Origin of the sequence: Billgrantia ethanolica (genome assembly GCF_021404305.1) — a bacterium.
GTDB lineage: Bacteria > Pseudomonadota > Gammaproteobacteria > Pseudomonadales > Halomonadaceae > Halomonas > Halomonas ethanolica.
The window spans coordinates 644,949-662,544 of sequence record NZ_JABFTX010000004.1; the positions used below are offsets into that span (position 1 = coordinate 644,949).

A 17,596-nucleotide genomic window follows, 5' to 3' on the forward strand; every position below is an offset into this window, starting at 1 on the left:
TCCAGCCGCGGGAACCGACATGCCCAAGCGTACCGACATAAACAGCATCCTGATCATTGGCGCCGGCCCCATCGTCATCGGCCAGGCGTGCGAATTCGACTACTCCGGCGCCCAGGCCTGCAAGGCGCTGCGCGAGGAGGGCTACCGGGTCATCCTGGTCAACTCCAACCCGGCCACCATCATGACCGACCCGGTGATGGCCGACGCCACCTACATCGAGCCGATCACCTGGCAGGCGGTGGAGAAGATCATCGAGGCCGAGCGCCCCGACGCCATCCTGCCCACCATGGGCGGCCAGACCGCGCTCAACTGCGCGCTGGCGCTTGACAAGCACGGCGTGCTGGAAAAGTACGGCGTGGAGATGATCGGCGCCAACGCCGACACCATCGACAAGGCCGAAGACCGCGACCGCTTCGACAAGGCGATGAAGAACATCGGCCTGGAGTGCCCGCGGGCCAAGGTCGCCCACTCCATGGAAGAGGCCTGGGAGATCCAGGCCGAACTCGGCTTCCCGGTGATCATCCGCCCCTCCTTCACCATGGGCGGCTCCGGCGGCGGCGTGGCCTACAACAAGGAGGAGTTCGAGGAGATCTGCGATCGCGGCTTCGACCTCTCGCCCACCAAGGAGCTGCTCATCGACGAGTCGCTGCTGGGCTGGAAGGAGTACGAGATGGAGGTCGTTCGTGACAAAAACGACAACTGCATCATCGTCTGTGCGATCGAGAACTTCGACCCCATGGGCGTGCACACCGGCGACTCCATCACCGTGGCCCCGGCGCAGACGCTGACCGACAAGGAGTACCAGATCATGCGCGACGCATCGCTTGCGGTGCTGCGCGAGATCGGCGTCGAGACCGGCGGCTCCAACGTGCAGTTCGGCGTCGACCCCAAGACCGGGCGCATGGTGGTCATCGAGATGAACCCGCGGGTGTCGCGCTCCTCGGCGCTGGCCTCCAAGGCCACCGGCTTCCCGATCGCCAAGATCGCCGCCAAGCTGGCAGTGGGCTATACCCTGGACGAGCTCTCCAACGACATCACCGGCGGCCGCACCCCGGCCTCGTTCGAGCCCTCCATCGACTACGTGGTCACCAAGATTCCGCGCTTCACCTTCGAGAAGTTCCCCCAGGCCAACGACCGCCTCACCACCCAGATGAAGTCGGTGGGCGAGGTGATGGCCATCGGGCGTACCTTCCAGGAGTCGCTGCAGAAGGCCCTGCGCGGCCTCGAGACCGGCAACGACGGCCTCGACCCCAAGGTGAGCGAGTTCACCGAAGAGGCCATGCAGCACATCAAGGGTGAGCTGCAGGCCGCCGGCGCCGAGCGCATCTTCTACATCGCCGACGCCATGCGCGCCGGTCTGAGCGTGGAAGAGATCTTCGCCCTGACCAACATCGACCCCTGGTTCCTGGTCCAGCTCGAGGAGCTGGTGCGTATCGAGCACGACGTGGCCAAGCGCTCGCTCTCCGAACTCAGCGCCCAGGAGCTGTTCCGCCTCAAGCGCAAGGGCTTCTCCGATGCGCGCCTGGCCAAGCTGCTCGGCGTCTCCGAGAAGGAATTCCGCCGCACGCGCCAGAAGGCCGGCATCCGCCCGGTCTACAAGCGCGTCGACACCTGCGCCGCCGAGTTCGCCTCGGACACCGCCTACATGTACTCCACCTACGAGGAGGAGTGCGAGGCCGAGGTCAGCGATCGTCAGAAGATCATGGTGCTGGGCGGCGGGCCCAACCGCATCGGTCAGGGCATCGAGTTCGACTACTGCTGCGTCCACGCCGCCTTCGCCATGCGCGACGACGGCTATGAGACCATCATGGTCAACTGCAACCCGGAGACCGTCTCCACCGACTACGACACCTCTGATCGCCTCTACTTCGAGCCGGTGACCTTGGAGGACGTGCTGGAGATCGCCGACAAGGAGCAGCCGGTCGGTGTGATCGTGCAGTTCGGCGGTCAGACCCCGCTCAAGCTCGCCCGTGAGCTCGAGGCCGCCGGCGTGCCGATCATCGGCACCACCCCGGACGCCATCGACCGCGCCGAGGACCGCGAGCGCTTCCAGCAGATGATCGACAAGCTGGGCCTCAAGCAGCCGCCCAACGCCACCGCGCGCAGCTTCGACGAGGCCTTCGCCAAGGCCGAGGCGATCGGCTACCCGCTGGTGGTGCGGCCGAGCTACGTGCTTGGCGGCCGCGCCATGGAGATCGTCTACTCCGCCGACGAGCTGGAGAACTACATGACCCACGCGGTCAAGGTCTCCAACGACTCGCCGGTGCTGCTCGACCACTTCCTCAATGCCGCCATCGAGATCGACATCGACGCCGTTTCCGACGGCCACGAAGTGGTGATCGGCGGCATCATGCAGCACATCGAGCAGGCCGGCGTGCACTCCGGCGACTCCGCCTGTGCACTGCCGCCCTACTCGCTGCCCGCCGAAGTGCAGGACGAGATGCGCGAGCAGGTCAAGCGCATGGCCGTCGAGCTCGGCGTGGTGGGCCTGATGAACGTGCAGCTGGCGTGGCAGGACGGCGAGATCTACGTCATCGAGGTCAACCCGCGCGCCTCGCGCACCGCGCCCTTCGTCTCCAAGTGCATCGGCACCTCGCTGGCCCAGATCGCCGCCCGCTGCATGGCTGGCAAGACCCTGGCCGAGCAGGGCTTCACCCGCGAGATCGTGCCGCACTTCTTCAGCGTCAAGGAGGCGGTGTTCCCGTTCAACAAGTTCCCCGGGGTCGATCCGATCCTGTCGCCGGAGATGAAGTCCACCGGCGAGGTGATGGGCTCGGGCGAGACCTTCGCCGAGGCCTTCTACAAGGCGCAGCTGGGCGCCGGCGAGGCGATCCCGGCGCTGACCGGCGAGCGCAAGGCGTTCCTCTCGGTGCGTGAACCGGACAAGGCGGGAGTTATCGAGATTGCCCGTTCTCTGCTAGGATTGGGATTCACCCTGTGCGCGACTCGCGGCACCGCCGCAGCCCTCGAAGCCGCAGGCCTCGAGGTGGAAGTCGTCAACAAGGTCTATGAAGGTCGTCCGCATATCGTCGATCTGCTCAAGAACGATGACATCGCCTATATCGTCAATACCACCGAGGGTCGCCAGGCGATCAACGACTCTTCGGTAATCCGCCGTACCGCACTGGCCCGCAAGGTGCCCTATGCCACCACCCTGGCAGGGGCGAGTGCCGTTTGCATGGCGCTGGAATATGGCAACGAGATCACGGTGCGGCGGTTACAGGAACTGCATGCAGGAGCAACGCAATGAACAAGGTCCCGATGACCGTTGCCGGCGAAGCACGCCTGCGCAAGGAACTCGAGGAGCTCAAGAGCGAGGCGCGCCCCAAGGTGATCGCAGCAATCGCCGAGGCGCGTGAGCATGGCGATCTCAAGGAGAACGCCGAGTACCATGCGGCGCGTGAGCAGCAGGGCTTCATCGAGGGGCGTATCCAGGAGATCGAGAGCAAGCTCTCCAACGCCCAGGTGATCGACGTGGCCAAGCTGCCGCAAACCGGCAAGGTGATCTTCGGCGTCACCGTGGAGCTGATCAACCTCGGCAGCGACGAGGAGGTGAGCTACCAGATCGTCGGCGAGGACGAGGCCGACATCAAGGCCGGCAAGATCTCCGTCACCTCGCCCATTGCCCGTGCCCTGATCGGCAAGGAGGAGGGCGACGTGGTGGTGGTCAGCACGCCGGGCGGTGAGGTCGAGTACGAGATTTCCAGCGTCGAGCATCGCTGAGCCAAGCCGAGCTCAACCCGGTACGAAGAAAAAGCCCGCGACATCATGTCGCGGGCTTGTTTTTTGGGCTCTGGCTCCTTTGGGCCTTCCGGCGGCTTGCCGGTGGGTCTCAGTGCCGGCCGTGGTGGTTCTCGAAGCGCTTGATGTTGGAGAGCTTCGGGTTGGCCTGGGGGCTCTTGCGGTAGAGCAGCGCCATCTTGCCGATGGTCTGCACGCGCTCGGCGCCGCTGGCCGCCAACAGCTCCTCGAGCATGGCGGCGCGGTCGTCGCGCTCCGGCAGGGCCAGCTTCACCTTGATCAGTTCGTGATCGGCGAGCGCCCGGTCGAGTTCCGCCAGCACGCCCTCGGAGACACCGTTCTCCGACACTGTCACCACCGGGTTGAGATGGTGGCCGATGCTGCGAAATGCTTTCTTTTGTGCCTGTGACAAGCTCATGGTATCTTGCGTCTTCCCGGTTGCGCGTAACCTGTCATGGTACGGTGAAATGTGCGCCGGCGAAAGCATGGCAAGGCCCGGTGGGCCCTCGTCCAGCTCTGCATCACAACGAACCGGGCCGGCATGTCTGCGCTTCGCTCGGCGTCTTCAGTCAAGGTGATCGTGTGGCTCGATCCACTTCCTCGTCCCGCAACGGCGCATCCGATGGCTCGCGCCGCCAGCAGCCTGGTGCCAGCAAAGGCGGTGCCGGCAAGAGCAGTGCCAGCAAGAGCAGCGCCGGCTGGCTCAAGGAGCACTTCGACGACCGCTTCGTCCAGCAGAGCTGGCAGGACGGCTATCGCTCCCGTGCCAGCTACAAGCTGCTGGCGCTCGACGAGAAGGACCGGCTGTTCAAGCCCGGCATGAGCGTGATCGACCTGGGCGCGGCCCCGGGCGGCTGGAGTCAGGTGGCGGCCGACCGCGTAAGCCCCGACGGGGTGGTGATCGCCTCGGACATCCTCGAGATGGATGCCCTGGCCGGCGTCGAGTTCATTCAGGGCGACTTCACTGAGGAAGCCGTGCTGGAGGCGATACTCGCCGCCCTCGACGGCAGGCCGGTGGACCTTGTGATGTCCGACATGGCCCCCAATATGAGCGGTATGAGCGCCATCGACCAGCCCCAGGCCATGTACCTGGTGGAGCTGGCGTTGGACCTGGCGCGCCAGACCCTGCGCCCCGGCGGCCGCTTCCTGGCCAAGGTGTTCCAGGGCGAGGGCTTCGATGCCTACCTGCAGGAGCTGCGTCAGAGCTTTACCAAGGTGGTGACACGCAAGCCGGAGGCGTCCCGCGCCCGTTCGCGCGAGGTCTACCTGCTGGCAGACGGATTTCGGGGCTGAGCCGCGGCTCGGCCCGACGACACGAGCCAGGGTGCGGCGCCGCCGGTCCTGGGCGATCGATAATAGCTATAGACTAATAGCGCGATGGCCAGACATGGCCGCCCAACTGTGCCACAGTGTGGGATGGTGCGGGTACGGCCCGCGAGGCGGAACATGGCCTCTCCATTCGTGGTCTTAAAGCCAGGCATCGTTGGCCGAGAGTAGCTTGCAATGAGGGTAGTCCCTTGAATGATATGGCGAAGAATCTGATCCTGTGGTTGGTCATCGCGGCAGTGCTGCTGACGGTGTTCAACAATTTCACCGTCGACACGACGCCGCAGACGATGAACTATTCCCAGTTCGTCCAGCAGGTGCAGAACCAGCAGGTCCGCAGCGTGACCATCGACGGCTACCGGATCACCGGCGAGCGCGCCGATGGCTCTCAGTTCCAGACCATCCGGCCGGCGGCGGAAGACCCCAAGCTGATCGACGACCTGCTCTCCCATAACGTCACCGTGATAGGGCGCGAGCCGCAGGAGCAGAGTCTGTGGACGCGACTGCTGATAGCCAGCTTCCCGATCCTGCTGATTCTTGCCATCTTCATGTTCTTCATGCGCCAGATGCAGGGTGGCGCCGGCGGCAAGGGCGGGCCGATGAGCTTCGGCAAGTCCAAGGCCAAGCTGCTCTCCCAGGATCAGATCAAGACCACCTTCGCCGACGTCGCCGGCTGCGACGAGGCCAAGGAGGAGGTCGAGGAACTGGTCGACTTCCTGCGCGACCCATCCAAGTTCCAGCGCCTGGGCGGCACCATTCCCCGCGGCGTGTTGATGGTTGGGCCGCCGGGTACCGGTAAGACGCTGCTGGCCAAGTCCATCGCCGGCGAGGCCAAGGTACCGTTCTTCTCGATCTCCGGCTCCGACTTCGTCGAAATGTTCGTCGGCGTGGGTGCGTCCCGCGTGCGCGACATGTTCGAGCAGGCCAAGAAACAGGCCCCCTGCATCATCTTCATCGACGAGATCGATGCCGTGGGCCGTTCGCGCGGCGCCGGCATGGGCGGCGGCAACGACGAGCGCGAGCAGACGCTTAACCAGCTGCTGGTGGAGATGGACGGCTTCGAGGCCAACGAGGGCATCATCGTCATCGCCGCCACCAACCGTCCCGACGTGCTCGACCCCGCGCTGCTGCGCCCGGGCCGCTTCGACCGCCAGGTGGTGGTGCCGCTGCCCGACATCCGCGGCCGCGAGCACATCCTCAACGTGCACCTGCGCAAGGTGCCGCTGGCCGACGACGTCAAGCCGTCGCTGATTGCCCGCGGTACCCCCGGCTTCTCCGGCGCCGACCTGGCCAACCTGGTCAACGAGGCGGCGCTGTTCGCCGCGCGGCGCAACAAGCGCCTGGTGGGCATGGAAGAGCTGGAGCTGGCCAAGGACAAGATCATGATGGGCGCCGAGCGCCGCTCCATGGTCATGACCGACAAGGAGAAGCTCAACACGGCCTACCACGAGTCGGGCCACGCCATCATCGGTCTGGTGATGCCTGAGCATGACCCGGTCTACAAGGTCACCATCATTCCGCGCGGCCGCGCCCTGGGCGTGACCATGTTCCTGCCCGAGCAGGATCGCTACAGCCTGTCGCGTCAGCAGATCCTCAGCCAGATCTGCTCGCTGTTCGGCGGCCGTATCGCCGAGGAGATGACGCTGGGGCCGAACGGTGTCACCACCGGGGCGTCCAACGACATCAAGCGCGCCACCGAGCTGGCCCACAACATGGTCGCCAAGTGGGGCCTCTCCGAGGAGATGGGGCCGATCATGTACGACGAGGACGAGTCGCATCAGTTCCTCGGCGGCCCGGGCCAGGGCGGCGGCAAGCTGAAGTCCGGCGAGACCGTCTCACGCCTCGACAAGGAGGTGCGCAAGGTCATCGACGAGTGCTACGCCAAGGCCAAGCAGATCCTCGAGGAGAATCGCGACAAGCTCGACGCCATGGCCGAAGCGCTGATGCAGTACGAGACCATCGACGCCGATCAGCTCAAGGACATCATGGAAGGCCGTACGCCGCGTCCGCCCAAGGACTGGGAAGACGGCGACTCGGGCACCGGCGCGCCGGTCGGCGGTGGCGCCGAGCCCAAGCCCGAAGCGGAGCCGGCACCACAGCCGACCGACAGCGGTGGCGAAGGCGGCGATGGCGGAGACCACGGCGACGAGGATGAGGACGACGAGCCTCGCCGACGTCCCTCTGACCCGCTGGGCGGTCCCGCCGGATCGTGAACCGCGATGCCGACACAGGCGCCCCACCGGGGCGCCTTTGCCGTGGGGCGACCTGACGCGACCCATGTCACAGGATGCATGACATGACAGATTCTCCTTCAGCGATTTGGCTGCCGTGTGGGCGGCATCGACTGGATCTCTCCTACCCCCGCGTGATGGGGATTCTCAACGTCACTCCCGACTCTTTCTCCGACGGCGGCCGCCATGTCGCCATCGACGATGCCCTGCGTCACGCCGAGCGCATGCTGGCGGAGGGCGCGGCGATCATCGACGTGGGAGGCGAATCGACTCGTCCCGGTTCGCAGCCGGTGGCCACCCAGGAGGAGCTGGACCGCGTGGCGCCGGTGGTCGAGCGGCTGGTGTGCGAACTCGATGCGCTGGTGTCGGTGGATACCAGCAATCCCGACGTCATGCGCGAGGCCGCTCAACTCGGTGCCGGCATGCTCAACGACGTGCGCGCTCTGCAGCGCGAGGGCGCGCTGGAGGCGGCGATCGGCACCGGCCTGCCGGTGTGCCTGATGCATATGCAGGGCGAGCCTCACGAGATGCAGCAGGCGCCTCACTACGATGAGCCCATCGAGGAGGCGGTGGCCGGCTTCCTCGCCGCCCGGGTGGCGGCCTGCGAGGCCGCCGGGCTGCGACGCGAGCGGCTGCTGCTCGACCCCGGTTTCGGCTTCGGCAAGACCGTGGAACACAATCTGCGCCTGCTCAACCGCATGGAGCGGCTGGCTGACATGGAGCTGCCGCTGCTGGTGGGCATGTCGCGCAAGAGCATGATCGGCAAGGTGCTGGGTCGGCCGGTGGAGGAGCGTCTGCCCGGCGGGCTGGCGCTGGCGTCGCTGGCGATCGAGCGCGGTGCGCGTATCCTGCGCGTCCATGACGTTGGCCCTGCCATGGATGCGGTGAACATGACTTGGGCCGTGCTTAGGGAAGGCTGCGAGAATGACTAGAAAATACTTTGGTACGGATGGCATTCGTGGGACGGTGGGCGAGTATCCCATCACACCGGATTTCATGCTCAAGCTGGGCTGGGCCGTGGGGCGGGTGCTGGCCCGTGAGTCGGGGCGCGCTCGCGTGCTGATCGGCAAAGACACGCGCATCTCGGGCTACATGTTCGAATCGGCGCTGGAGGCGGGCCTCTCCGCCGCCGGCGTCGACGTGGCGCTGCTCGGCCCGATGCCCACCCCGGCCATCGCCTATCTCACGCGTACCTTCCGTGCCGATGCCGGCATCGTCATCTCGGCATCCCACAACCCCTTTGCCGACAACGGCATCAAGTTCTTCTCCACCGAGGGCACCAAGCTCGCCGATGAGCTCGAAGAGCGTATCGAGGCGATGCTGGACGAGCCGCTGACCACGGTGGCGGCGGACAAGCTGGGTAAGGCGATGCGCATCGACGACGCTGCCGGTCGCTACATCGAATTCTGCAAGTCGACCATTCCCAACCGGGTCAGCCTTCACGGGCTGCGCATGGTGCTCGACTGTGCCCACGGCGCCACCTATCACATCGCCCCCAGCGTGTTCCGCGAGCTGGGCGCCGAGGTCAGCCTGGTCGGGGCCAGCCCCGACGGTCTCAACATCAACCGCGACGTCGGTTCCACTTCGCCGGCCACCCTGCGGGCGGCGGTGATCCAGCAGAGCGCCGATCTGGGTATCGCTTTCGACGGTGACGGCGACAGGGTGTTGATGGTCGATGCCGACGGTCGAGAGATCGATGGCGACGACATTCTTTACCTGATTGCCCTCGACCGGCATCAGCGCGGCCAGCTGGTGGGTGGCGTGGTCGGCACCCTGATGACCAACTTCGGTCTGGCCATGGCGCTCGAGAACATGGGCATTCCCTTCGAGCGCGCCAAGGTCGGCGACCGCTACGTGGTCGAGCGCCTGTTGGCCAACGATTGGCAACTGGGCGGCGAGTCGTCCGGCCACATCGTCTGTGCCGACGTACAGAGTACCGGCGACGGTATCGTCTCGGCGCTGCAGGTGCTGGCGATCATGATCAGCGAAGGCAAGCCTCTGCACGCGCTGCTCGCCGGCTTGGAGAAGGTGCCGCAGGTGCTGGTCAACGTGCGCCTGACCCCGGGCAGCGATGCCAAGGCGCTGATGGCGAGCCCGGCCGTCAAGGATGCCGTGGCCGAGGCGGAGGCGGAGCTGGGCGACGAAGGACGCGTACTGCTGCGCCCTTCGGGCACCGAGCCGCTGATTCGCGTGATGGTCGAAGGGCGGGCGCACCTCGACGTCGAGGGGTTGGCGCAGCGCCTGGCCGCTCAGGTCGAGGGAGAGTTGGGTTGACAACCGCCGCAACGGTTGTCTTGACTAGGCACCTCCTATACCATTTCGCTCCACTTTGAAAGAGGACGCAGCATGCGCACGCCGCTGATTGCCGGGAACTGGAAGATGAACGGTTCGGCCGCGCTGGTCGAGGAGTTCGGACATCGTTTCGCCGAAAAGTCGCTCCCGGCGTCGCTGGACGTGGTCATTCTGCCGCCTTTTCCCTATCTGGACGCGGCGCGACGTGCCTTCGAGGGCACGCCGATCCGCCTGGGGGCGCAGACCCTGAACCCGCTGCACTCCGGTGCACGCACCGGCGAGGTGAGCGGGCGCATGCTCAAGGAGTTCGGCGTGGAGTTCGCCCTGGCGGGCCACTCCGAGCGTCGTCAGCTCTATCGTGAGGACGACGAGGCCGTGCTCGATCGGCTGCTGGCCGCGCTGAACGTGGGGATCACCCCGATTCTGTGCGTGGGCGAGACGCTGGAAGAGCGCGATGCCGGCAAGACCATGGAAGTGGTGCTGCGCCAGGTGGGCTATGTGATGGCCCGGCTGGAGCCCGATCAGCGTGAGCGTGTCGTCATCGCCTACGAGCCGGTCTGGGCGATCGGTACCGGGCGTACGGCGACGCCCGAGCAGGCCCAGGAGGTCATGGCCGGTATACGCGACTATCAGGCCGGCTATGATCGCGCTCTGGCGGCGGGCCTGCGTCTGCTCTACGGCGGCAGCATGAATGCCGACAACGCGGCTGAGCTGCTGGCTCAGCCCGACATCGACGGCGGCCTGGTGGGCGGTGCTTCGCTCAAGGTCGACGATTTCCTAGCCATTTGTCAGTCAGCAGGTTGAACTCATGCAAGTTGCCATTCTCATGATCCATGTGGCGATTGCCGTCGCCCTGGTCGTTCTCATCCTGCTTCAGCAGGGCAAGGGCGCCGAAGCCGGTGCCGCCTTCGGTGGCGGCGCCTCGCAGACCGTATTCGGCTCGCGCGGGACCGGCGGTTTTCTGTCACGCACTACGGCGGTGTTGGCCGCGGCCTTCTTTGCCACTTCGCTGACCCTGGCCTACTTCGCTACCCAGGCCGGGCAGGCGCCGGAAGCGGGTATTCCCGATTCGCGCCTCATCGAACAGCAGCGCGGCTTGCCGACGCTTGACGATGAAGCCCGCGACGTGGATAATACCGCGCCAGTGCTGGAGGAAAGCGACGGCTGAGTCGCGCTTCCGGCAGTCAAGCAAGCCGAAGTGGTGGAATTGGTAGACACGCTATCTTGAGGGGGTAGTGACCTTACGGTCGTGCGGGTTCAAGTCCCGCCTTCGGCACCATCTGAAACGCTGCGAGCCCATTGGGGTCGTGAGTCGTCAGAAGCAGGATTGGCACCAGGAAGATTGCAGGTCCGTGTCTAGCGCAAGTCTCCTTGACGCAAGCGCTTTTCGCGCCTACAATCGCCGACCTGGAATGTTGCGGGGTGGAGCAGTCTGGTAGCTCGTCGGGCTCATAACCCGAAGGTCATCGGTTCAAATCCGGTCCCCGCTACCATTTTCAGCCAAGTGTTCCTATAAGGGATGCAGAGTGGCGAAAGTGGTACTACAGGTTTCTTGTGAAAGGCCCCTTCCTGCGAAGGGGCTTTTTGTTAGCAGCTTACTGCCGGCATGGGTCGGCAGTGCTTATCCGGGCAACGCCAATCAGCCACCTAGCTTTCCTGTTCACTCCCGGCCAGGTGCCTGATGCAACGGCTGTAGGAGCTTTCTCTGTGGCACTCAAGGACGCTGCGCTGCATGCGCTGATCGAACCGGTGGTCACCGCCATGGGTTTCGAGCTCTGGGGCATCGAGTATCGCCCTCAGGGCAAGCACTCCCAGTTGGTGATCTACATTGATCATGCCGACGGTGTGAGCGTGGACCACTGCGCCGACGTGAGTCGTCAGGTCAGTGCCGTGCTCGACGTGGAGGATCCCATTCCGGGCGAGTATCGCCTGGAGGTGTCGTCACCGGGGATGGATCGTCCGCTGTATACCCTTGATCAGTTCGCTCGCTACGCTGGGCACGAGGTGGCACTGAAGCTGCGCGTGGCCTTCGACGGACGGCGCAAGTTCCAGGGGTTGCTGACCGGTATCGAGGAAGACGAGGTCTTGCTGCAGCTCGACGGCGAGGAATACTGCTTTCCCATCGAAAGCATCGATCAGGCACGGGTAGTCCCGCGATTCGAGGACTGAGGCGCAGGCCAGGTTCGGTGCACAAGAACAGGTTTTCTGGCGAGGCAAAGGCATGAGTAAAGAAATTCTGATGGTCGTCGATGCGATCTCAAACGAGAAGGGCGTACCCCGCCAAGTGATCTTCGAGGCGGTTGAGGCGGCGCTGGCCAGCGCGTCACGCAAGCGCTTCGAAAATCGCGAGGTCAGCGTGCGCGTGCACATCGATCGTCAAACGGGCGACTACGAAACCTTCCGCCGCTGGGAAGTGGTGGAGGACGACGAGTTCGAGAACCCCGACGCCGAGATCAAGGAATCCTTCGCCGCACGTCGCGAGCCGCCGCTCAAGCTGGGTGACGTGGTCGAGGAGCAGATCGAGAATGCCGCCTTCGGTCGCATCGCCGCCCAGACCGCCAAACAGGTCATCGTGCAGAAGGTGCGCGAGGCCGAGCGTGCCGAGGTGGTACGGCAGTACGCCGAGCGCGAAGGCGAGCTGGTTGCCGGCATTGTCAAGAAGACCACTCGCGACGGCCTGATCATCGACCTGGGCGACAACGCCGAGGCGTTCCTGCCGCGCAGCGAGATGATTCCCGGCGAGCGCTACCGCATGAACGATCGTGTTCGCGCGCTGCTGCTCAAGGTCGACGCCGAGGCGCGTGGCGCCCAGCTGATCCTGTCGCGCACCTGCCCGGAGCTGATCATCGAGCTGTTCAAGATCGAGGTGCCGGAGATCGCCGAGCAGCTCATCGAGATCAAGGGTGCGGCACGCGATCCTGGCTCACGGGCCAAGATCGCGGTCAAGACCAACGACCGTCGCATCGATCCGGTCGGTGCCTGCGTCGGCATGCGCGGCTCACGCGTTCAGGCGGTGTCGAGTGAGCTGCAGAACGAGCGGGTCGACATCATCCTGTGGGACGACAATCCCGCTCAGCTGGTGATCAACGCCATGGCGCCGGCCGATGTTGGCTCGATCCTGGTCGATGAGGATGCGCATGCCATGGACGTGGCCGTGGCCGAGGACAACCTAGCCCAGGCCATCGGTCGCAGTGGTCAGAACGTGCGTCTGGCTTCCGAGCTCACCGGCTGGCGGATCAACGTCATGACCGAGAGCGAGGCGGAAGACAAGCGCGAGCAGGAAATCGACAGTCTGGTCGAGAACTTCATTCAGCATCTGGAGATCGAGGACGACCTCGCCCGGCTGCTGGTGGAAGAGGGTTTCACCACGCTGGAAGAGATCGCCTACGTGCCCCTCGAGGAGATGCTCGAGATCGAGGAGCTCGACGAAGAACTGGTGGAAGAGCTGCGTGCCCGCGCCAAGGACGAGCTGTTGACGTTGGCCATCGCCTCCGAAGAGGAACTCGACGGTGCACAGCCGGCCGACGACCTGCTGGAGATGGATGGCATGGAGCGTCATCTGGCCTTCATCCTGGCCAGCCGGGGCATCGTTACCATGGAGGATCTCGCCGAGCAGTCCGTCGACGACTTGATGGACATCGAGGGCATGGACGAGGAGCGCGCTGCAGCACTGATCATGACTGCCCGTGCGCCCTGGTTCGAGAACGAACAGTAAACGGGTCACGGGCTGAGGAGGGTCGAGATGTCGGAAATGACCGTTAAGGATTTTGCAGCGAAGGTTGGGCGCGACGTGCCCCGCCTGCTGGAACAGATGAAAGAAGCCGGGCTCGAGCACAAGTCGGAGGGCGACGCTGTGTCCGAGGAGGACAAGCGCAAGCTGCTCGACTACTTGACCAAGAGCCATGGCGGCGCCGGTGCCGGCGCGCGCAATCGCATCACGCTGACGCGCAAGACGCGCAGCAAGATCAAGACCGGCGAGCGTGGCAAGACCATCGAGGTGCAGGTGCGCAAGAAGCGTACCTACGTCAAGCGTGCGGAAGAGGAAGAGGCGCCCAAGGCGGAGCCGGTGGAAGAGAGCGGGCCGCGCCAGCTGGTAGGCGACATGGCCGATTCCCAGGCCAAGCGCGAGGCCGAGCAGGCCGAGCAAGCCAAGGCGCGCGCCGCCGAGCAGGCCGCCAGCGCAGAGGCCGCCAAGGCCGAAGCTGCCGAGGCCGCTCAAGCCGCCAAGGCTGAAGCGCCCAAGATGGCGGTGCCCGAACTGGTGGAGCCGGAAGAAGAACCGGCTGCCCAGCCCGAGCCGCCAGCGCCGCCCAAGGAAGGCCGTACCGACCGTCGTACCGCGCCGCCCAAGAAGGCCTCGGCCAAGAAGGGTCGTCACGACCGCGATGACGACGACCGTGGCGATCGCGAAGAGCGTCGCCGTGGCGGCGGCAAGAAGGTCAAGCGCGCCGAGCGTCGCGGCGGCCGCCGTGGTTCCGGCCAGAGCGGCGGTGGCAAGCACGGCTTCCAGAAGCCGACGCAGCCGATCGTGCGTGAGGTTACCATCCCCGAGTCGATCAGCGTTGCCGAGCTGGCAGACAAGATGTCGATCAAGGCGAACGAGGTCATCAAGACCATGTTCACCATGGGTGCGGCGGTGACCATCAACCAGACCATCGATCAGGACACCGCGGCCATCGTGGTCGAGGAGATGGGCCATAAGCCCAAGCTGATCAAGGACGATGCACTCGAGACCGAGATGCTCGAAGGCATCTCCTACGAGGGCGAGGAGATCACCCGTTCGCCGGTGGTGACCGTGATGGGTCACGTCGACCACGGCAAGACCTCGCTGCTCGATTACATCCGCAAGGCCAAGGTGGCCACCGGTGAAGCCGGCGGCATCACCCAGCACATCGGCGCCTACCACGTCGAGGACGAGCACGGCGGCGTGACCTTCCTCGATACCCCGGGTCACGCGGCGTTCACCGCCATGCGTGCGCGCGGCGCCAAGGCGACCGACGTGGTCATCCTGGTGGTGGCGGCTGACGACGGCGTCATGCCCCAGACCATCGAGGCGATCGAGCACTCCAAGGCGGCCGAGGTGCCCATGGTGGTGGCGGTCAACAAGATCGACAAGCCGGCGGCCGACCCGGATCGGGTCAAGAACGAGCTGTCCCAGCACGGCGTGATCTCCGAGGAGTGGGGTGGCGACACCCAGTTCGTGCATGTCTCGGCCAAGAGCGGCGAAGGCATCGAGGATCTGCTGGAGGCGATCCAGCTGGTTTCCGAGGTGCTCGAGCTCAAGGCCGTGCCGGAAGCGCCCGGCAAGGGCGTAGTGGTCGAGTCGCGCCTCGACCGTGGTCGCGGCCCGGTGGCCACCGTGCTGGTCCAGAACGGTACCCTGAAGAAGGGCGACATCGTGCTGGCCGGCCTGCACTACGGCCGCGTGCGCGCCCTGACCAACGAGCTCGGTCAGCAGGTCGACTCGGCGGGTCCCGCCATGCCGGTGGAGATTCAGGGTCTCGACGGCACCCCGGATGCCGGTGACGACTTCATGGTCGTGGCCGATGAGAAGAAGGCCCGCGAGGTCGCCAACTTCCGTCAGGGCAAGTACCGCGAGGTGCGTCTGGCGCGTCAGCAGAAGGCCAAGCTGGAGAACATGTTCAGCCAGATGGGCCAGGACGAAGTGGCCAAGGTCAACATCGTGCTCAAGGCCGACGTGCAGGGCTCGCTGGAAGCGATCAAGGGCGCTCTCGAGGAGCTCTCCACCGACGAGGTGCAGGTCTCCGTGGTCTCCTCCGGTGTGGGCGGCATCACCGGCACCGACGCCAACCTGGCGCTGGCCTCCGAGGCCATCGTGGTCGGCTTCAACGTGCGTGCCGACGCCGCCGCTCGCGAGATCATCGAGCGCGAAGGGCTGGATCTGCGCTACTACAGCGTCATCTACCAGCTGATCGACGAGGTCAAGCAGGCCATGAGCGGCATGCTGGCACCGGAGTGGAAGGAAGAGATCGTCGGCGTGGCCGAGGTTCGCGATGTCTTCCGCGCGCCCAAGATCGGCGCCGTGGCCGGCTGCATGGTGGTCGAGGGTACCGTCTTCCGTAACAAGAAGATCCGCGTGCTGCGCGACAACGTCGTCATCTACGAGGGCGAGCTCGAATCGCTGCGCCGCTTCAAGGACGACGTGCAGGAAGTGCGCAGCGGCATGGAGTGCGGTATCGGCGTCAAGAACTACAACGACGTCCAGGTCGGCGACAAGATCGAGGTCTTCGACCAGGTCAAGGTCGAGCGGACGCTGTAATCGCAGCGGGAGTTGAGCATGCGCGAGTTCAAGCGTACCGACCGGGTCGGCGATCAGATGCAGAAGGAGCTGGCCGTACTGATCCAGCGTGAGGTCAAGGACCCGCGCCTGGGCATGGTCACCGTCAGCGGGGTCACGGTCAGCCGTGACCTGGGCTACGCCGATGTCTACGTGACCCTGCTGGGCGAGGACAGTCCCGAGCGCATCAAGGAGAACCTCAAGGTCCTCAAGCAGGCGGCGGGCTTCCTGCGCAGTCAGATCGCCCGGCGCATCAAGCTGCGTCACGTGCCGGAGCTGCGCTTTCACTACGACGAGAGCGTGGTGCGTGGCCAGCGGCTCTCCTCGCTGATCGACGAGGCCGTCTCCAGCGATCGTGCGCGTCACGACGATGACGAGCACGGCCCGGACGGCAGCGACGAAGGAGAGCGCGGCTGATGGCGAGGCGCCGTCGCGGCCTGCCGGTCAACGGCGTGCTGCTGCTCGACAAGCCCAAGGGCGCGTCGAGCAATCATGCCCTGCAGCGGGTACGACGCCTGCTGCAGGCGCAGAAGGCGGGCCATACCGGCACGCTGGATCCGATGGCCACCGGGCTGCTGCCGGTGTGCCTCGGCGAGGCGACCAAGTTCTCGGCACACCTGCTCGAGGCCGACAAGGTCTATCGCACCCGGGTTCAACTGGGTGCGGTGACCGACACCGGCGACGCCGAAGGCGAGGTGATCGAGCGCTGCGCGGTGCCATCGCTGACGGCGGCGGACGTCGAGCGTGTGCTCGAGCGCTTTCGCGGCGAGATCGAGCAGACGCCACCGATGTACTCGGCGCTCAAGCATCAGGGGCGCAAGCTCTACGAACTGGCCCGCGAGGGCAAGAGCGTCGAGCGTGCAGTGCGTCGCGTGACGGTGTATGATGCCCGGCTGCTTGCCTTCGAGGGCGATGCCTTCGAGCTGGAAGTCCGGGTCAGCAAGGGCACCTACGTGCGTACCCTGGCCGAGGACATCGGTCGGGCGCTCGGCAGTGGGGCGCACATCACTGCCCTGCGGCGGCTGGCCACCGGCCCTTTCGGCACGGAGGGCATGCTGCCCATCGAGGCGCTGGAGGCGCTGTCGGATCAGGATGAGCGAGAAGCTGTGCTGCTGCCGGTCGACGTGCTGGTGGCGCATCTGCCCAAGCTCATCGTCGACGAAAGTGCCAGGCAGCGGCTCGTGCACGGCCAGGCGGCAAGCGTCGATGCCGGCGGCGAGCCGGCCGGCAAGCTGACGAGACTCTACTGCGGCGAGACCTTCATCGGGCTCGGCGTGGTGACGGGGCCACAGGAGGTGGCGCCGAAGCGGCTGCTCACGGCAGCCGATTGAGGGATGGCGCGAGCGCCGTCCCGCAAGGAGAGACGCCCGAGACTGCAAATATGCGTGGTCTCACACATTCACGTTTCAGGCATATTGCTTACTGGAGAAACAGATGGCACTTACCGCTGAACAGAAGGCCGAGATCGTCAAGGAATTCGCCCGTGGCGACAACGATACCGGTTCCCCCGAGGTTCAGGTGGCCCTGCTGAGCGCCAACATCGACGGCCTGCAGGATCACTTCAAGACCAACAAGCAGGATCACCACTCCCGTCGTGGCCTGATCCGCATGGTCAACCAGCGCCGCAAGCTGCTGGACTACCTGAAGCGCAAGGACCTGGCGCGCTATCAGGCATTGATCCAGCGCCTCGGCCTGCGTCGTTAAACGA

The 17,596-nt window shown here is 65.3% G+C and carries 15 protein-coding genes and 2 tRNA genes; 16 read left to right on the top strand and 1 reads right to left on the bottom strand.

Annotated elements, in window-relative coordinates; translation table 11 throughout:
- The first annotated feature begins 19 nt into the window (after positions 1–19).
- The gene (gene carB, locus HOP53_RS19585) at positions 20–3,250 is read left to right on the top strand and encodes a carbamoyl-phosphate synthase large subunit (protein WP_234271544.1); all 3,231 of its coding nucleotides are present in this window, start codon (positions 20–22) and stop codon (positions 3,248–3,250) included.
- Positions 3,247–3,723, top strand: coding sequence for a transcription elongation factor GreA (gene greA / locus HOP53_RS19590; protein ID WP_234271545.1), 477 nt, complete (start codon positions 3,247–3,249; stop codon positions 3,721–3,723). The genes carB and greA overlap by 4 nt, the downstream gene beginning before the upstream one ends.
- A 109-nt stretch (positions 3,724–3,832) precedes the next feature.
- Here greA and yhbY read toward each other — a convergent pair whose 3' ends face one another.
- On the bottom strand, positions 3,833–4,159 hold the full coding sequence (yhbY, locus tag HOP53_RS19595; protein ID WP_234271546.1) for a ribosome assembly RNA-binding protein YhbY: 327 nt from the start codon (positions 4,157–4,159) through the stop codon (positions 3,833–3,835).
- Positions 4,160–4,323: 164 nt separating this feature from the next.
- On the opposite strand from yhbY, the gene rlmE reads away from it, so the two are divergent.
- The 14 genes from rlmE (at position 4,324) to rpsO (ending at position 17,592) form a co-directional block, all read left to right on the top strand.
- The gene (rlmE, locus tag HOP53_RS19600) at positions 4,324–5,034 is read left to right on the top strand and encodes a 23S rRNA (uridine(2552)-2'-O)-methyltransferase RlmE (protein ID WP_234271547.1); all 711 of its coding nucleotides are present in this window, start codon (positions 4,324–4,326) and stop codon (positions 5,032–5,034) included.
- 224 nt (positions 5,035–5,258) lie between these two features.
- Positions 5,259–7,280: an ATP-dependent zinc metalloprotease FtsH gene (ftsH, locus tag HOP53_RS19605; protein ID WP_234271548.1), complete on the top strand. Its 2,022-nt coding sequence runs from the start codon at positions 5,259–5,261 to the stop codon at positions 7,278–7,280.
- An 83-nt stretch (positions 7,281–7,363) separates the two neighbouring features.
- Positions 7,364–8,230: a dihydropteroate synthase gene (folP, locus tag HOP53_RS19610; RefSeq protein ID WP_479688672.1), complete on the top strand. Its 867-nt coding sequence runs from the start codon at positions 7,364–7,366 to the stop codon at positions 8,228–8,230.
- Complete coding sequence (gene glmM, locus HOP53_RS19615) at positions 8,223–9,572, top strand: phosphoglucosamine mutase (RefSeq protein WP_234271550.1); 1,350 nt, start codon at positions 8,223–8,225, stop codon at positions 9,570–9,572. Before folP ends, glmM begins: the two co-directional genes overlap by 8 nt.
- A 72-nt stretch (positions 9,573–9,644) precedes the next feature.
- Positions 9,645–10,394, top strand: coding sequence for a triose-phosphate isomerase (gene tpiA / locus HOP53_RS19620; RefSeq protein WP_234271551.1), 750 nt, complete (start codon positions 9,645–9,647; stop codon positions 10,392–10,394).
- A gap of 4 nt (positions 10,395–10,398) precedes the next feature.
- Positions 10,399–10,758, top strand: a complete 360-nt coding sequence (gene secG / locus HOP53_RS19625; RefSeq protein WP_234271552.1) for a preprotein translocase subunit SecG — start codon at positions 10,399–10,401, stop codon at positions 10,756–10,758.
- Positions 10,759–10,782: 24 nt separating this feature from the next.
- Positions 10,783–10,869, top strand: a tRNA-Leu gene (locus HOP53_RS19630).
- A gap of 137 nt (positions 10,870–11,006) precedes the next feature.
- Positions 11,007–11,083 (top strand) — tRNA-Met (locus HOP53_RS19635).
- Positions 11,084–11,297: 214 nt separating this feature from the next.
- Positions 11,298–11,759 (top strand): ribosome maturation factor RimP, encoded by a 462-nt coding sequence (gene rimP, locus HOP53_RS19640; protein ID WP_234271553.1) that lies wholly within the window; start codon positions 11,298–11,300, stop codon positions 11,757–11,759.
- Positions 11,760–11,811: 52 nt separating this feature from the next.
- A complete protein-coding gene (gene nusA / locus HOP53_RS19645; RefSeq protein ID WP_234271554.1) occupies positions 11,812–13,305 on the top strand; it encodes a transcription termination factor NusA in 1,494 nt (497 codons plus the stop codon).
- Positions 13,306–13,332: 27 nt separating this feature from the next.
- Positions 13,333–15,870 carry a translation initiation factor IF-2 gene (gene infB / locus HOP53_RS19650; protein ID WP_234271555.1) on the top strand — a complete coding sequence of 846 codons (2,538 nt, stop codon included), beginning with the start codon at positions 13,333–13,335 and terminating at the stop codon, positions 15,868–15,870.
- 18 nt (positions 15,871–15,888) lie between these two features.
- Complete coding sequence (gene rbfA / locus HOP53_RS19655) at positions 15,889–16,305, top strand: 30S ribosome-binding factor RbfA (protein WP_234271556.1); 417 nt, start codon at positions 15,889–15,891, stop codon at positions 16,303–16,305.
- Positions 16,305–17,219, top strand: coding sequence for a tRNA pseudouridine(55) synthase TruB (gene truB / locus HOP53_RS19660; protein WP_234271557.1), 915 nt, complete (start codon positions 16,305–16,307; stop codon positions 17,217–17,219). Before rbfA ends, truB begins: the two co-directional genes overlap by 1 nt.
- A 103-nt stretch (positions 17,220–17,322) precedes the next feature.
- Positions 17,323–17,592 (top strand): 30S ribosomal protein S15, encoded by a 270-nt coding sequence (rpsO, locus tag HOP53_RS19665; protein WP_010625696.1) that lies wholly within the window; start codon positions 17,323–17,325, stop codon positions 17,590–17,592.
- Positions 17,593–17,596: the final 4 nt, after the last annotated feature.

Coding starts and splice junctions, on each gene's coding strand:
- carB (WP_234271544.1), top strand. CDS start 20: ATGCCCAAGCGTACCGACATAAACAGCATCCTGATCATTGGCGCCGGC.
- greA (WP_234271545.1), top strand. CDS start 3,247: ATGAACAAGGTCCCGATGACCGTTGCCGGCGAAGCACGCCTGCGCAAG.
- yhbY (WP_234271546.1), bottom strand. CDS start 4,159: ATGAGCTTGTCACAGGCACAAAAGAAAGCATTTCGCAGCATCGGCCAC.
- folP (WP_479688672.1), top strand. CDS start 7,364: ATGACAGATTCTCCTTCAGCGATTTGGCTGCCGTGTGGGCGGCATCGA.
- glmM (WP_234271550.1), top strand. CDS start 8,223: ATGACTAGAAAATACTTTGGTACGGATGGCATTCGTGGGACGGTGGGC.
- tpiA (WP_234271551.1), top strand. CDS start 9,645: ATGCGCACGCCGCTGATTGCCGGGAACTGGAAGATGAACGGTTCGGCC.
- secG (WP_234271552.1), top strand. CDS start 10,399: ATGCAAGTTGCCATTCTCATGATCCATGTGGCGATTGCCGTCGCCCTG.
- nusA (WP_234271554.1), top strand. CDS start 11,812: ATGAGTAAAGAAATTCTGATGGTCGTCGATGCGATCTCAAACGAGAAG.
- infB (WP_234271555.1), top strand. CDS start 13,333: ATGTCGGAAATGACCGTTAAGGATTTTGCAGCGAAGGTTGGGCGCGAC.
- rbfA (WP_234271556.1), top strand. CDS start 15,889: ATGCGCGAGTTCAAGCGTACCGACCGGGTCGGCGATCAGATGCAGAAG.
- truB (WP_234271557.1), top strand. CDS start 16,305: ATGGCGAGGCGCCGTCGCGGCCTGCCGGTCAACGGCGTGCTGCTGCTC.
- rpsO (WP_010625696.1), top strand. CDS start 17,323: ATGGCACTTACCGCTGAACAGAAGGCCGAGATCGTCAAGGAATTCGCC.